The organism is Nocardia sp. NPDC052316 (assembly GCF_044547795.1).
In the GTDB taxonomy this organism is placed as follows: Bacteria; Actinomycetota; Actinomycetes; order Mycobacteriales; family Mycobacteriaceae; genus Nocardia.
The window spans coordinates 431129-445639 of the sequence record NZ_JBIUBB010000002.1; the positions used below are offsets into that span (position 1 = coordinate 431129).

Below are 14511 nucleotides of genomic sequence, written 5' to 3' on the forward strand. Positions count from 1 at the left end.
CGCGGAGGCGGGAATTTGACGCAATTCGAGGAGCGGGCCGCGACTGTCACCGGTGGCAGTCGCGGGAGAACCACTTTGCCGCCATGGCGGCAAGCGGTTCGCCGGCCGTGTCGAAACCATGGGAGGGCGCGTAGCGTGCGAGTTGCTCATTTCGCGAACACGAGGTCACTGTGTCGCTGACCCACCGCATCCGGTCCTACGGAATCCTCACGCGGGGCCTGCTCGAAGGGGCAGGCTCGCACCGCACACTGGCACTCGAGCTCGAGCGTCGCAGCGGGCAGCCGGGTCAGGCGGCGCGCCCCTTCCTGCTCTACGGCGACCAGCAGTTCGATTACGCGCAGGCCAATCGTCTCGTCAACCGGATCGCCCACGCGTACCGGGCCAACGGCCTGCGCAAGGGCGACGTGCTCGCGCTGCTGATGGAGAACCGACCCGAGTTCGTCTGGCACTACCTGGCGGCCGGAAAGCTCGGCGTGGTGGTGGCTTTCGTCAATACACGGGCCCGGGGCGACGGGCTCGTGCACGCCCTCTCGGTGTGCGGGGCGAGCCACGTGATCGTCGGTTCGGAGTGCCTGCCCGCGTTTCTGGCGGTGCGCGACCGGCTGGCCGACGAGCTGCTCGACCGCTGCCGGGTGGACGAGGACGTGCAGGTACCCGTCTCCGACGCAACGGGTCTGGCCCGATTCGAGCCGAGCGCGTCATCCGACGATCCGGCGGAGACGACCCAGCTCACCCTGGCCGACACCGGCGCGTACATCTTCACCAGCGGCACGACCGGACTGCCCAAGGCCGCGGTGATGAGCTACGCCCGGTTGACGACCGTCGGGCGCGTCACCGGCGCGCTGGCCTGGCGGCTCGAACCCGGGGACGTCGTCTACAACTGCCTGCCGATGTTCCACACCAACGCGCTGGTGATCGGTCTGTCGAGTGTGCTGACGCACGGAGCGACGCTGGCGCTCGGCCGCCGGTTCTCGGCGGGGACGTTCTGGCACGACATCCACCGCTTCGAAGCGACGGGCTTCAACTACATCGGCGAGATGTGCCGCTACCTGGTCAACACCCCACCCGACGACCGCGACCGCGGCCATCGGGTGCGGGTGATGGTCGGGCAAGGGTTGCAGTCCGATGTCTGGGCCGCGATGCAGGAGCGGTTCGAGATCCCGCGGATCGTCGAGATGTACGCCTCGACCGAGGGCAATATCGCGACCATCAATCTGGCGGGCACGGTCGGCTCGGTCGGCAAGCTGCGCCTCGGCGGCAAGCTGGCGAAGTGGGACTTCGAGCGCGACGACTTCGTTCGCGACAACGGGCGGCTGGTCGAGTGCGGACCAGGTGACACCGGGGTGCTGCTCGGTCCCATTCGCAAGCGCACGCCGTTCGGCGGCTATCGGGACGAAAAGGCCACCCGCGCAAAGGTGGTCACGAACGCCTTCCGCGAAGGCGACGCGCTGTTCAACACCGGTGACGTGTTCCGGATCGACGCCGAGAAGAATCTGTTCTTCGTCGATCGGTTGGGTGACACCTTCCGCTACAAGGGCGAGAACGTGTCGACCACCGAGGTGCAGGAGCAACTCGTCCGGTTCCCCGATATCGCCGCCGCCAGCGTGTACGGCGTGCCGATACCGGGCCGCGAAGGGCGGGCGGGCATGGCGGCGATCGTGCTCGCCGACGGCGCGCGCTTCGACGGCGTGGCGCTCGCCGCGTACCTCGATGCGGCGTTGCCCCCTTACGCACAGCCGATTTTCCTTCGCGTGTGCGCCTCGCTGGAGACGACAGCGACCATGAAGCTGGCCAAGATCGCCTTGCAGCGTGCGGGTTTCGCGCCGCGCGAAGGGGAGACCATCTACGTGCGTGACGCGGGGGACCGCGCCTACACCGAGCTCACGCAGGAACGCTACGAAGCACTTGTCAGGGGGCATCAGGGGAATCGAACCCAGAAAAGAACCGAGGTGCCATGACCGTAGAAGGAACTTTCGACGCGGACGCCCCCGCCGCCGAGCCGATCGTCGTCCAGACATCGGGGACCGGCCCCCCGGTTGTGCTGGTGCACGGCGGCATGCCCGCTCCGATGACCTGGGCCGCGCAGCAGGAACTCGAGGCCGCCTGGTCGCTGATCGTGCCGAACCGGCGCGGCTTCATGCCGAGCCCCGCCGCGCCGTCGCAGGACTTCCTCGCCGACGCAGACGATTTGGTGGAGCTCATCACCGACGTGCCCGGCGGCGTGCACCTCGTCGGCTTCTCCTACGGCGGTCTCGGCGCGTACCTCGCGGCCGAGCGCCTGCCGCACCTGGTGCGCTCGCTGACCCTGATCGAGGCGCCGTTGTGGAACGCGGCCCCGGAGGACGAGGCCGTGCGTGCGCTGGCCGACCTGGCCGACCGCTTCGCCGCGAGCCCGGACGACGTCGCGGCCGAGGACGAGTTCCTCGCGCTGGCCGGGGTGAACCAGGAAATGCTGGCCGGGGTGGGCGAAGACGTGCGCCAGGCGATCGAACTGGGGCGCAGGCTGCGTTCCCCCTGGGAGGTCAAGCCCCGGTTCGAAACGATCACCGACGCGGGAATTCCCACGCTGGTGTGCTCGGGCGAGCACAATCCCGCGCTGGAGCGGCTGTGCGATGCCCTCGCCACACACCTTGGCGCACAACGGATCCGGCTGCCCGGAGCCGAACATGCCGTGCAACACGCGCCCGGATTCAACACGATATTGGCAACATTTCTGACAGCCGCGGAACAGAGCCGTGGCCATGGAGCAGGAGGCACCGATGAGCGATGAGGCGACGATCCACGGACACGACAAGGTCCTGGAACGCACCATCGAGCTGTTTCGCAGCTTTACCCCGCCCGGCGTCACCCTCCAGCTGCCACCGCCGTCGGCGCAGGAAATGGACATGCAGTTCGAGGAGTACGTGCCGGGGCAGTCGCTGACCGCGACGGTGCTGGCGCCCCCGGCCTACGCGAACGCGGTGGGAATCCTGCAGGGCGGCTTCATCTCCGCGATGTTCGACAACCTCATCGGCCCGCTCAGCTACCTGACCGCACGGGGTCCGACGACGTCGCTGGAGCTCGTCACCCACTTCATGCGCACGGTGGTCACCGGCGAACGGCTGAAACTGACTGCCACGGTGCGGAAACCGGGGCGATCGGTCATTTACCTCGCCGCGGAGGCGCATAACAAAGACGACAAGTTGGTGGCGACGGCGGTGTCCACCGTGCAAGTGCTAGCGATGCCGAACCCGTAGCCGAGTGCCCACCTTCGCCTGGCGAAGGTGGGCACATCTTTCCCCTCAGCGAGGTTTTACGATGCCCTCTCTACTCGAAGTCACGACGCAATTCTTTCTGCAGGTCGCGGTAATTCTCGTGGCCTGCCGCCTGATCTGGCCGCTGTTCCGGCGGCTGGGTCAGGTCCAGGTGGTGGCGATCATGGCCGCCGGCTTCGTCTTGGGGCCATCGGTTTTGGGCGCGGTCTGGCCGGCCGCACAGGAATGGTTGTTTCCCACGACACTGACCGTGGGCGCGGAAAAGATAGTTCATCCGAACCTCACCGCGATCTACGTCGTCGGCCAGCTCGGCCTCGTGCTGTACATGTTTCTGGTCGGTGCCTCGTTCAAGCTCGATATCCTCCGGTCGCATCTGCGCAAGGCCGGCGCAACCTCGGCCGCCGGTATCGGCGTTCCGCTGCTGCTCGGCGGCGTGCTCGGTGCCTGGATGGTGAGCCAGGGCGACTACTTCACGAGCAAGGTCGGCACCTGGCAAGGCGGGTTGTTCGTCGCGGCGGCGGTGGCCATCACCGCGTTTCCGATGCTGGCCTGGATCATCTACGACTCGGGTCTGCTGAACACCAGGCTCGGCACGATGTCGCTGTCGTGTGCGGCGGTCGACGACGCCTGCGCCTGGGTGCTGCTGGCCACGGTGATCGCCACCACCAAGGACAGCATGTCCGGGGCGGCGCTCGCCTTGGGCGGCGGCCTGGTCTATCTGATCTTTATGACCGTCGTCGCGCGCCGCTTGTTGGCGCGGCTGAACACCTGGGTGCCGCGCTCGGGCGATCGTGAGCACAGCGGTGGGCTCGCCGTCGGCCCGCTCACCGTCATCCTGCTGGTCGTGCTGCTGGCGAGCTGGTTCACCGATTACGTCGGTATCTACTCGGTCTTCGGCGCTTTCGTGGCAGGCACGGTGATGCCGCGCGGCCAGTTGCTCGACACGATCCGTGAGCGTTTCGAACCCTTGGTCGCGTACCTGCTGCTGCCCGCCTTCTTCATCTACTCGGGGCTCAACACCGAGCTCAGCCTGATCTTCGAGCCGAAGGTGCTGTTGGTCGCGGGCATCGTGATGATCGTGTCCTTCGCGGGCAAGTTCGGTGCGATCGGCCTGGTGGCGCGCTGGCAGGGGATGGGCTGGCGGGAGGCGGGCGCCATGGGCGCGCTCGCCAACGCGCGCGGGTTGATGGAGCTGATTCTGCTCAACATCGGTCTGGGCGCGGGCCTGATCACCGGCCAGCTCTACACCATTCTCGCCCTGATGACGATGGTCACGACCTTCGTGGCCACGCCGGTGATGCGCATGTTCGAACGCAGCGGCTGGAAGGAAGGCGTCGTCTTCGGGCCCACCGGCGAAGAACGACGACCATCGGACGAATCTCCGACGCCGGAGAAAGTTGTCGACGTTCCCCGCGCACACGTGGCTGATGGTCCGCCATGACGCTCGGGTTCAGATCGGATCAGGAAAACCAGCTGCACAACGGCCGTCGGCGCCGGGTCGGGATACGTACGCCTGCGGTGGTCCAGGAGCGGACCCTGCTGGTCGCCTCCGACTTTCCGTTCGCCCGAACGGATTTCGAGGACGCGGTCGCGGTCAACGACGGGTTCGCACTGGCGGGCACCTGCGCTTGGCGCGAGGTGGTCGACCGGACCGCGCGCTGGCGCCCCGACGTGGTGCTGCTCGATGCCTCGGTGTCGCGCCTGGCCGGGCTCGCCCCGACGGTGACCCGGCTGCGGGAACTGCCGCACTCGCCGATGATCACGCTGCTGGTGGAGCACGGCGCCGCCAAGGCCGACGTCGACCTGGTGGACGCGGTGGTGGCGATGGAGCACGGCGCGGACGAGGTGCTCAAGGTGCTGGAGGTGTTGATCTCGGGGACGGTGCTGGCGATGGCGCCGCAGCAGAGCCGGGTGCACGCCGGGGTCACGATGGATTACGAAGTGCGGCAGCGGCTCTCCACGCTCACCAAGCGGGAGCGCGAGATTCTGCGGCTGGTCGTCGACGGCCTGTCCAACCGGGAGGTCGGCTCCCGGTTGTTCATCAGTCCGGAAACGGTGAAGGAGTATGTCAGCCGCATCCTCGCCAAGCTCGAGGTGACCAGCCGGATCGAGGCGGCGGTGGCGGCCGTCCGTGCGGAGTTCGACAATGGCGACTGGTAGCCGATCGGTGCGATCGCTACTGGCTCGGCTGCGCGAACGAGCGGATGGTGTCGGCCACCGCGGCCAGCGCCATCAGCCGCACCAGGTCGACGTCGGCAGCGACGGAACCCGTTGCGGCAGTGATGAATCCGTCACCGTCGAAGCGGCCGTGCGGCGGGGTGAGGGCGCGCGACAATCCGTCGTGCGCGCCTTGCGCGACGATGTGACAGCCGATCTTGTCCAGCCGCGCATTGGTGAGGACCACGCCGATCGTCGTGTGCATCCGCGCCGCGGGATCGACCAGGCCGCCGAGCTGGGTGACCGAGTCCATGGCGATCTCGGCGAGGCCGTCGTCGATGTCGCCGAACGCGTTGACCACGCACAGCGCGCCGACGACGAGGTCGTTCCAGCGTCGTTCGGTGTAGGCGAGGCCGCCGGGCTTGCGGTCGCCCGGTCCGCGCCAGTGCGCGGTGTACGCGCCGGCCCCCGCGCCGACCCGACCGGCGAGCACCTGCTCGCCGGCGGTGGCGCGGGCCGCGGTGTATCCGTGCTCGGCCGTCGGCCGGGCCTTCGGGTCGCCCGCGCTCAGATCGAACAGGGCGAGCGCGGGCACGATCGGCACCTTGCCGCCGGGCGTGGGTATGCCGCGCCCGATTTCCTCGAGGTAGCGCATGACACCGTCGGCGGAGGCGAGACCGAAGGCCGAACCGCCGGTCAGCACGACCGCGTCGATACACGGCACGGTTTTGTCCGGGGCGAGCACATCCAATTCCCGGCTGGCCGGCGCACCGCCGCGCACCTCGCAGGACGCGACCGTGCCTTCCGGGAGAATGACGACAGTGCAGCCGGTTTCACCGAGCGGGTCGGTCCAGTGGCCGACCTTGATTTCTGGAATGCCTATCGTCATACCCACCTCGGCTCAGGAATTCTCGTTCGCGATCACGACGAAGAAGTCGTCGGTAGTCGTGGGGAAGCCCATTTTGTGCACGTCGGTCGGCAATGGCTGATAGTCGAACAATTGCCGCTCGTTGTATGCAAACAACTCCGCCCCGTTCCTTCCGGCAGAATATATCGTGACACTCTTCGTCCACGCCACTTGGCTCGGATCGGTCACTGGTCGAAGTGCGACATTTTTGCAGCGGTCCGCGTCGTCGGTGTCGCGATAGGGCGGTCGAATGGCCGAATGGCGGTTGGCGAGCCAACTTTCGTCCGAGTAGTCGGGGGCATCGGCGTCGGCGCCCGCGAAAACGGACACCCACGGACCCCACGAGGGCAGATTTTCCGTCGGGGCGGCCACGCCCTCCGCTCGGCTTTGCAGGTGTTTACCGAATTCATCGTCGGCCGCTGCGCCGGTTTCGGTCAGCACGTGCGGACGGTCGGCGGCCAACGACGTGGCATCCACGGTATCGCGGCCGTCGAAGGTGACCACGAACGCATTATGCGAGTCGGCTATCACCATGTGAAATCCGGGCATCCGTCGGGCGTCGCCCAAAGCGGGCAGCAGTTGTGCCTCGATAAGTTGTGCGGCGTCCCGAGCCGAATCGGCGGCCGCGCAATCCAGCGGCAGCCCGCTCGCCGCGACGAATTCGTCCCCGGAGGCCGTGTCGGCGAAAATTCGGCAATAGACGCCGGTGTCGCGGTGGAACGCGAGCCACGATCCGCCGTCGATATCGAGACCGCCGACGACCTCGGCAGGCACCGGGGTATCCGCGTCGCGGATCGTGAATACGCGATCGCGCAGACCCGGGTTCGCGAACCAATGCGGTCCGTAGGAAAAGCGCTGTGCCAGGCCGAGTCGGCGGGCCGCTTCGTAACCATGTGGACGATATATCGACTGGTCGCGGGACTCGATGGCGGCGAATCTGGCGTTTCGGCTGTCGAGGAGGAACAGGCAGGTGCTCATGGTATTTCCGTCTCACGTCTCGTTATGTCAGGGTCAACGAAATGTTGTCGATCAGCCTGGTGCTGCCGACGTGCGCCGCGACCAATAGCCGGGCGGGGCCCGAGGTGGGCGCGGGTCCGAGCTCGATATCTCGCAATTCGAGATACTCGACCTCGACTCGGTCCTCGGCGTCGAGGATCGCCCGGGCAGCGGCGAGCGCAGCCTCGGCTCCCGATTCACCCGCTCGCGCGCCCGCCCGCAACGCCACGGGCAGTGCGGCGGCGGCGCGCCGCTCGTCCGGATCGAGATACCGATTGCGTGAGGACAGTGCCAGCCCGTCCGCCTCGCGCACGGTCGGGACGCCGACGATCCGGATGCCGAAGTTCAGGTCCCGGACCATCTGCTGGATCAATATCAGCTGCTGGTAATCCTTTTCGCCGAAGAACGCGACGGTCGGCCCCGCGATCTGCAAGAGCTTCGCCACCACGGTCAACATCCCGCCGAACAGCGCGGGCCGGGTGGCGCCGCAGAGTTCGGCGCCGAGCGGTCCCGGCAGCACGGTCGTCCGGCGGCCGTCCGGATACATGTCCGCGGGGGAGGGTGCGAAGACCAACGGCACGCCGGCTTCGCGGAGCAGTGCGAGATCGGCCTCCAGCGTTCGCGGGTACCGGTCGAGATCCTCGTTCGCCCCGAATTGTAATGGGTTGACAAAGATGGAAACAATGACCTCGGATTTGCTTTCCCGCGCTTGTTCTACCAAAGCGAGATGGCCGTCGTGCAGTGCTCCCATTGTGGGCACGAGAGCGACATCTCGGCCGCTCCCGCGGAGCTCGCGAGATACCTCGGACATGGTTATCGGATCATGATGAACAGTCAATGCGCCATCTGCATAATTGCTGACGCGCGGTCGCTCCAACGATTCTCCCCTCCTGATTGTTTCGAACGCCCTCGGTCGGTGCGACGGAGGTATGGGTGAACCACTTCGACCGTACCCGAACCGGGCCGACAACGCAGCTGTATAACGCACTCGGATTGGTTTGTTGATGAATCATCATTTGGTCTTCCGGACAACTCGAAAACTGTTGCAGGCCATGCTCGTACCGTGCTAGTGTTTGCAAACGGAACAAAAAACTATCGGCGGCCCAGGGGAGGGCCAGGCGGCCCGGCTGTCTCCTCGCGGGAATTAGGCGGGTACTCATGGTCACTCCAGTCAACACTAATGTCGGTACATCGGTGGACAAGAATGTCGCCGACCTCGATCCGGCCGAAATCGAATTTCTGCAATGGCGAGCGCTGAGTGCGGGCGACGGTGCGGAGTTCTACGACAGCGTCCTGGCCGACGATGCGGTACTGGCGGTGCCGTCCCCGCATGCGTCGCTCTCGCGGCAGATCGCGCTGAACGCGGTCGCCGGAGCGCCCGCGATCGAGACGTACCAGATACTCGAATTCCACGAGCGCCCATTAGGCCCCGATGCGCACATAGTTTTCTATGAGATGTACCAGAAACGTGTGGGCCTCGACGGCATATATGCCGCCATTTCTACAGTGTATATCAAGCGCGACAACCGCTGGTTGATGCAGTATCACCAACAAACTCCGCTGCGTCGAGAATCGGGCAAAGGGATCCAGTGATGAGCCAGAAATTCGATGTTCTGATACTGGGCTCGGCGCTTTCCGGTAGCACATTGTCACTGTGTCTGCAGGCGTCCGGATTGAGTACCTGCATGGTCGATCCCAAACCGCACCCCAAGTTCGCCATCGGTGAATCGACCATTCCGAACACCTCGAAGCTCTACAAACTGATGAGCATCAAATACGGTGTGCCCGAATTGGCCGTGCTCTCCTCGTTCGACAACCTCATCGGGTCGGTCGGCACCTGCGGAATGAAGGACAACTTCGGCTTCGTCTATCACGAGCCGGGCACCATTGCGCACAAAGTGCATCAGTTCCCGCTGTCGGAGATCGTGGAAACCGAATCGCATCTCTTCCGGCAGGATGTCGACCACTGGCTCGCGCTGCGCGCCCGCGATTACGGCGCCGTGCTGCTGGAAGGCGTCGGCACCCGCACACTCGAGATCACCGACGCGGGCGTGTATTTCGAAGGCGACGACGGCACCCGGATCACCGCCGAGTACGTCGTCGACGCGGGCGGGCGCAATTCGCCCCTGGCCGCGCAACTGGGACTGCGCACCACCGAGGGGCTGCGCGCGTGGTCGAAGTCCATCTTCACGCACATGAGCGGCGTGCTCCCGTTCGACGACATCACCGAGGTCCACGGCCCGCGGCAGTGGCACACCGGTACGCTGCACCACGTTTTCGACGGCGGCTGGATGTGGGTGATCCCGTTCGACAACACCGAGAAATCAGCCAATCCGCTGTGCAGCGTCGGCATCGTCTGGCGCATCGATGACGGCGACGAGAAGCCGCACCCGAACCCGGAGCAGGCCTTCGCCGAGTTCCTCGAAACCTATCCGGAGATCGGCAAACAGTTCGCGCACGCACGCAACGAACGCGAATGGGTGAGCGCGGGCCGGCTGCAGTACTCGTCGAAACAAACGGTCGGCGACCGGTGGTGCCTCACCTCCAACGCCGCGGGATTCATCGATCCGCTGTTCTCCCGTGGCATGCAGAACACCGCGGTCGTGGTGGACCGGCTGGCCGAGCGGCTCATCGAACAATTCGAGGGCGGCTTCACGCCGCGCACGTTCGACGACATCGAGCAGATGCAGGCCAGTCTGGTCGAGGAGAACGATTTCATCGTCGGCAATGCCTTCCGTTCCTTCACCGACTACCGACTCTGGAACGCGTGGTTCCGGGTGTGGCAGGTGAATCAGGTGACGGGCACGATGCGCACCGAGAGCAGACTGCGCCAGGTCGCCGACCAAGCCGCGGCCCGCGCCGCCGGACAGGGTTCGCTGCCCAAGACCGCCTCGGCGCCCGGCGCCGGGCTGGACGGCTTCATCGACGCGTTCTACCAGAAGTCCGATCAGATCATGGAGTCCTACTGGCGCAAGGACATCAGCCTCGAGGCGGCGGTCTCGGCGTTCGACACGCTGTTCGCCGATGTCGACTTCGTGCCGCCGTCGTTCGGCCTGACGGATATGTCGCAGCCGTACTTCGACATCGACATGGACAAGGTGGCCAGCGCGATCGAGTGGGCCCGCACCGCCCGGCCGGGCATTCGCGAGCTCTATCTCGGCGGCCTGCCCGCCGCGGAGAGTTAGGTGGATATGAAGGGGGTAGCCATCTCGTCCTACAGCGACCGGGTAGCGGCCGCCGTCTCCGGTTCCCTGCACGGGCTGCTCAGATTCGACCGGTCCATGGTGACGTCGCTGGACGGCCTCGAACCCGACGACGCCGAGCAGCCGATCGTCGTCATGCAGCGCGCCTACCTGTATCTGCTCGGTGGCGTCCGGCCGCCGGTGGAGGTGGTCGACGCGCTGCGCCGGATCGACGCCACCACGCTGTCCGCCCTGGAAGCCGCCCATCTCGACGCCATCCGGCACCTGCTGCACGGTGCGTACGGAGCGGCGGGGGACACCCTGCTCGACATTTCCCGGCAGTTCCCGACCGACGAATTGGCCTTGGCCGCAGGGCATCAGGTCGACTTCCTGACCGGTGCGACGGAGACGCTGCTGACGCGCCTGTCCACCAGTCCGCTGTTGACCGAGGGCGCGACCGAGACCTACCCGTACCTGTTGGCGATGCTCGCCTTCGCCTACGGCGAGAACCACGAGTTCGCCAAGGCGTACGAGGCGGGCAGCCGGGCGCTGTCGCTGGCCCCGCAGGACAACCCGTGGGCGGTGCACGCCTGTGCGCACGCGCTGTTCGAGAGTCGTGACCACGGCGCCGTCGCGGAGCTACTGTCCGCCACCCGCGGTCGATGGAACTCCGAAAGTTGCCTGCTGCGTACGCATCTGAGCTGGCACCACGCGTTGAACTCGATGGCCGAGTCGGATCACGACGCGCTGACGGGCCTCACCGGCGAGGTCACCGCGGTGCTGGCCACCGAGTGCTCGGCCATGCAATTCTGCGACGCAGTCTCGCTGCTGTGGCGATTGCGGCTGGCCGGCATGGTCGGTCCGGACGATTTCGCCGCGGTAGCGGACAAAGCACTGGATATCCGCGGTGCCTCGAATTCGGCGTTCGTCGATCTGCACGTGCTGCTGGCGATCATCGGCGCCGATCGACACGAGCTGGCCATGCGGCTGGCACAAGAAATAGGTGCGGACGCCACGGATATGGCGGCGCACCTGACCGGAACCCGCCGCACCGCGGTCGGCGTGGCCGAGAGTTTCCTCTATTACTGCCAATCGAACCCGGAACAAGCAGTGCGGCGCCTGATTTCGGTGCTGCCCGCCGTGGTGGGTATGGGCGGCAGCATGGTGCAACGCGATCTCGCGCTGGAACTCCTGGTCACCTGCACGCACGGCCGAGGATTGGATGTGACCGTCCCGGCCGGAGTCGGCATCGATAGACGTCCGCTGGTGACGTATCTCCGCTCGTGAAGGGAATGATCGACATGGATACCGATTCGTATCCCCTCTGCACCGACCTCATCACCGGCCCGGCTGCCTGGAAGAGCAGCGACTTCACCGATCCCGCCCAGTGGACGACGCCGCTGACCTCCGACGATATCGGCGAACTGTTCGAGGCGCTGCAACACGCCAGGCGGACCGGTAAAGAGCTCGGTAGCATTACCCGCGAGGACTTTCCGCTCGACGGCCTGGCCCAGAAGTTGAAAGCCGTGTCGCACGAGCTCACTTCGCAGAGCGGGCTGGCCGTGCTGAGCGGTTTTCCCATCAGCTCCGACATTCCGCGCTCCGATATCGAGCTCATGTATTGGGGCCTGTGCGCCCATCTCGGGCCCGCGGTGACGCAGAACGCGCGCGGCGAAATCATGGTGCCGGTGAAGAACTATGGCAACGGCGGACTGTTGAACGCGGCCACCCGCGGTTATCAGACCAACGAGGCGCTGCCGTTCCACACCGATAGCTCCGACATCGTCGGCCTGCTGTGCCTGCAATCCGCGGGCGAGGGTGGATTGAGCAGCATCACCAGTTCGATGACCATTCACAATGAGCTGCTGCGCAATCACCGGGAACTGCTCGGCCTGTACTACGCCGGTTTCTATTACGACCGGCGCGATGAGCAGCTCGACGGCGAGGTGCCGTACTACCGCAATGCCGTCTACGCCTGGCACGAGGGTAGGCTCACCTGTCGCTATTATGTCCGGCACTTCATCGAGTCCGCGCACGAGCGCTTCGATCTGGAGCTGTCGCCGGTGGAACGATTGGCGCTCAAGACTTTCGAGGAGATCGCCGACCGGCCGGAGAACAAGATCACCATGCGGATCAACCCCGGCGATATCCAGTTCTTGAACAACAATGTCGTGGTGCACGCCCGTACCGCATTCGTCGATGCCGACGAGATCAATCGCGAACTACTGCGGGTCTGGCTGAACCCGTTCGACGCGCCGACCCCGCCGCCGGGGCACGCGGCGTTCCGAGAAGGTATGCCGCAGAAGCAGATTAGCTGACCGACGACGACACGCGTGGCATGCCTTGCTCGTTCAGCTTCCGAAAGAGGTCCGTAGTGCTAAATTCTAGTCTCGCCACTGAATTCCAGTTTCGCAATATTGCTGTTCGCACCGTGGGGAGCGTAATTTGAGGCGCGTACGTCCGATTGCTGTTGTTGCGCTGGCCCTCGTGGTCGCGCTGTCGAGTGCCTGCGGGACCGGCGGTGAGGTCGGTCCTGACGGAACCGACGCGAGCCAGGCGACCCAGTCCGCGACGCCACCGGACGATCAGCTGAACCTGAACGGCACGGTGAACGTCCGATTCGCCCTGGAGCCCGCGAGCCTGAACGCCTTCACCACGGCCGGTGTCGCGCTCGACCAGGTGCTGATCGACAACGTCTACCAGGGCTTGGTCTCGGTCGACACCAGCGCCAAGGATCAGCTCGTTCCGTCGCTGGCGACCTCGTGGGAGCAGTCGGCCGACGGACTGACCTACACCTTCCGCCTGGTGCAGAACGCGAAGTTCCACGACGGCTCGCCGTTGACCTCGGCGGACGTCGTGTGGTCGCTGCAGCAGGTGATCGCGCCCGGCTCGAAGTCGTTGCGCGCGCAGGACTTCAAGTCGGTGGCCGACGTCTCCGCGCCCGATCCGGCGACCGTGACGATCCGGCTGAAGCAGCGCGACACCACCCTGCTGTGGAACCTGGCCCATCGCGGCGGCATCGTCTACAAGAGCGGTACCGACTTCGCCACCCTCGACGGTGCCGAGAACGGTTCCGGCCCGTTCCGGGTGACCCAGTGGAACCGCGGCTCCACCCTCACGCTGTCGAGGTGGGACGACTACCGCGGTCCAGCGCCGAAGGTGGCGAAGGTGGTGTTCCACTACATCATCGAGCCGAACACCGCGAACAACGCGGAACTGACCGGGCAGATCGATATCCTGACCGCGTCCGATCCCACCCTGCTGCAAGCCTTCCGCGGCCAGGAGGACAAGTTCAGCGTGCTGCGCGGTACCAGCACCGACGAATACACCCTCGCGTTCAACGAGGACAATCCGGTGCTGGCGAATCCCGATGTGCGCCATGCTATTCGGCAGGCGCTGGACAAGGAAGCCATCATCAAGACCTTCGGTGCGGGCATCCGCATCGGCGGCCCGGTCCCGCCGCAGGATCCCTGGTACGAGGATCTGACCTCACTCGACGAGTACAATCCGGAGAACGCGCGCAAGCTGCTCGCCGCCGCCGGGCACGGCAACGGTCTGCAACTGACCGTGGAGTATCCGAACCACTACATTCCCGCGCTCAGCGACATCCTCGTGTCCAACCTCAAGGATGTCGGCATCACGCTGAACGTCCGGGTGGTGGAGTTCCAGACCTGGCTGTCGAAGGTGTACAAGAACCACGATTACGAGCTGAGCGTGGTGATCCACGCCGAAGCCCGCGACATCGGCAACTACGCCAGGCCCGACTACTACTTCGGCTACGACAACAAGCAGGTGCAGCAGCTGTACCGCGACGCACTGACCGCGGAGACCGAGGACGCGCGTAATGAACTGCTGCGCAAGATGACTCGGCAGATCGTCGAGGACGCGCCGTGTGACTGGCTGTTTCTCGTCGAGCTGAATACGGTGGTGCGCAAGGGCGTCTACGGTGTCCCGCAGCACGAGACCAACAACCGGTTCCCGCTGAGCAAGCTCGCGGTCGCCAAGTGACGGAGGT

The 14511-nt window shown here is 65.6% G+C and carries 13 protein-coding genes; 10 read left to right on the forward strand and 3 right to left on the reverse strand.

All coding sequences use genetic code 11. From position 1 onward, the window contains the following. Nucleotides 1-170 precede the first annotated feature (170 nt). Genes ACIHA7_RS08940 through ACIHA7_RS08960 form a run of 5 tightly spaced genes read left to right on the forward strand, consistent with a single transcriptional unit; the run spans nucleotide 171 to nucleotide 5414 of the window. Complete coding sequence (locus ACIHA7_RS08940) at nucleotides 171-1958, forward strand: long-chain-acyl-CoA synthetase (RefSeq protein ID WP_397287244.1); 1788 nt, start codon at nucleotides 171-173, stop codon at nucleotides 1956-1958. Continuing rightward, nucleotides 1955-2770, forward strand: a complete 816-nt coding sequence (locus ACIHA7_RS08945) for an alpha/beta fold hydrolase (RefSeq protein ID WP_397287246.1) — start codon at nucleotides 1955-1957, stop codon at nucleotides 2768-2770. The genes ACIHA7_RS08940 and ACIHA7_RS08945 overlap by 4 nt, the downstream gene beginning before the upstream one ends. Then, nucleotides 2760-3236, forward strand: coding sequence for a PaaI family thioesterase (locus tag ACIHA7_RS08950; protein ID WP_397287248.1), 477 nt, complete (start codon nucleotides 2760-2762; stop codon nucleotides 3234-3236). Before ACIHA7_RS08945 ends, ACIHA7_RS08950 begins: the two co-directional genes overlap by 11 nt. A gap of 4 nt (nucleotides 3237-3240) precedes the next feature. After that, nucleotides 3241-4695 (forward strand): cation:proton antiporter, encoded by a 1455-nt coding sequence (locus ACIHA7_RS08955; protein ID WP_397287250.1) that lies wholly within the window; start codon nucleotides 3241-3243, stop codon nucleotides 4693-4695. Further along, nucleotides 4692-5414 carry a LuxR C-terminal-related transcriptional regulator gene (locus ACIHA7_RS08960; RefSeq protein ID WP_397287252.1) on the forward strand — a complete coding sequence of 241 codons (723 nt, stop codon included), beginning with the start codon at nucleotides 4692-4694 and terminating at the stop codon, nucleotides 5412-5414. Before ACIHA7_RS08955 ends, ACIHA7_RS08960 begins: the two co-directional genes overlap by 4 nt. Nucleotides 5415-5430: 16 nt before the next feature. Here the strand turns inward: ACIHA7_RS08960 and ACIHA7_RS08965 are convergent, their stop codons facing one another. From ACIHA7_RS08965 to panC, 3 genes are read right to left on the reverse strand one after another with little or no spacing between them, the layout of a single operon-like run. Then, a complete protein-coding gene (locus ACIHA7_RS08965; protein WP_397287254.1) occupies nucleotides 5431-6300 on the reverse strand; it encodes a P1 family peptidase in 870 nt (289 codons plus the stop codon). Between the two features lie 12 nt (nucleotides 6301-6312). Further along, nucleotides 6313-7296 (reverse strand): hypothetical protein, encoded by a 984-nt coding sequence (locus ACIHA7_RS08970; protein WP_397287256.1) that lies wholly within the window; start codon nucleotides 7294-7296, stop codon nucleotides 6313-6315. 22 nt (nucleotides 7297-7318) lie between these two features. After that, entirely contained in the window at nucleotides 7319-8125 is an 807-nt protein-coding gene (gene panC / locus ACIHA7_RS08975) for a pantoate--beta-alanine ligase (RefSeq protein WP_397287258.1), read from the reverse strand. 383 nt (nucleotides 8126-8508) lie between these two features. Between panC and ACIHA7_RS08980 the strand changes: the two genes are divergently transcribed. The 5 genes from ACIHA7_RS08980 to ACIHA7_RS09000 all read left to right on the forward strand — a co-directional run bounded on the left by ACIHA7_RS08980 (nucleotide 8509) and on the right by ACIHA7_RS09000 (nucleotide 14504). Continuing rightward, the gene (locus ACIHA7_RS08980) at nucleotides 8509-8907 is read left to right on the forward strand and encodes a DUF4440 domain-containing protein (RefSeq protein WP_397287260.1); all 399 of its coding nucleotides are present in this window, start codon (nucleotides 8509-8511) and stop codon (nucleotides 8905-8907) included. Nucleotides 8908-8999: 92 nt separating this feature from the next. Further along, nucleotides 9000-10499, forward strand: coding sequence for an NAD(P)/FAD-dependent oxidoreductase (locus ACIHA7_RS08985; RefSeq protein WP_397287262.1), 1500 nt, complete (start codon nucleotides 9000-9002; stop codon nucleotides 10497-10499). Next, nucleotides 10500-11783, forward strand: coding sequence for a hypothetical protein (locus ACIHA7_RS08990; RefSeq protein ID WP_397287264.1), 1284 nt, complete (start codon nucleotides 10500-10502; stop codon nucleotides 11781-11783). 14 nt (nucleotides 11784-11797) lie between these two features. Further along, nucleotides 11798-12814: a TauD/TfdA family dioxygenase gene (locus tag ACIHA7_RS08995; protein ID WP_397287266.1), complete on the forward strand. Its 1017-nt coding sequence runs from the start codon at nucleotides 11798-11800 to the stop codon at nucleotides 12812-12814. A 127-nt stretch (nucleotides 12815-12941) separates the two neighbouring features. After that, nucleotides 12942-14504: an ABC transporter substrate-binding protein gene (locus tag ACIHA7_RS09000; RefSeq protein WP_397287268.1), complete on the forward strand. Its 1563-nt coding sequence runs from the start codon at nucleotides 12942-12944 to the stop codon at nucleotides 14502-14504. The last annotated feature ends 7 nt before the right edge of the window (nucleotides 14505-14511 follow it).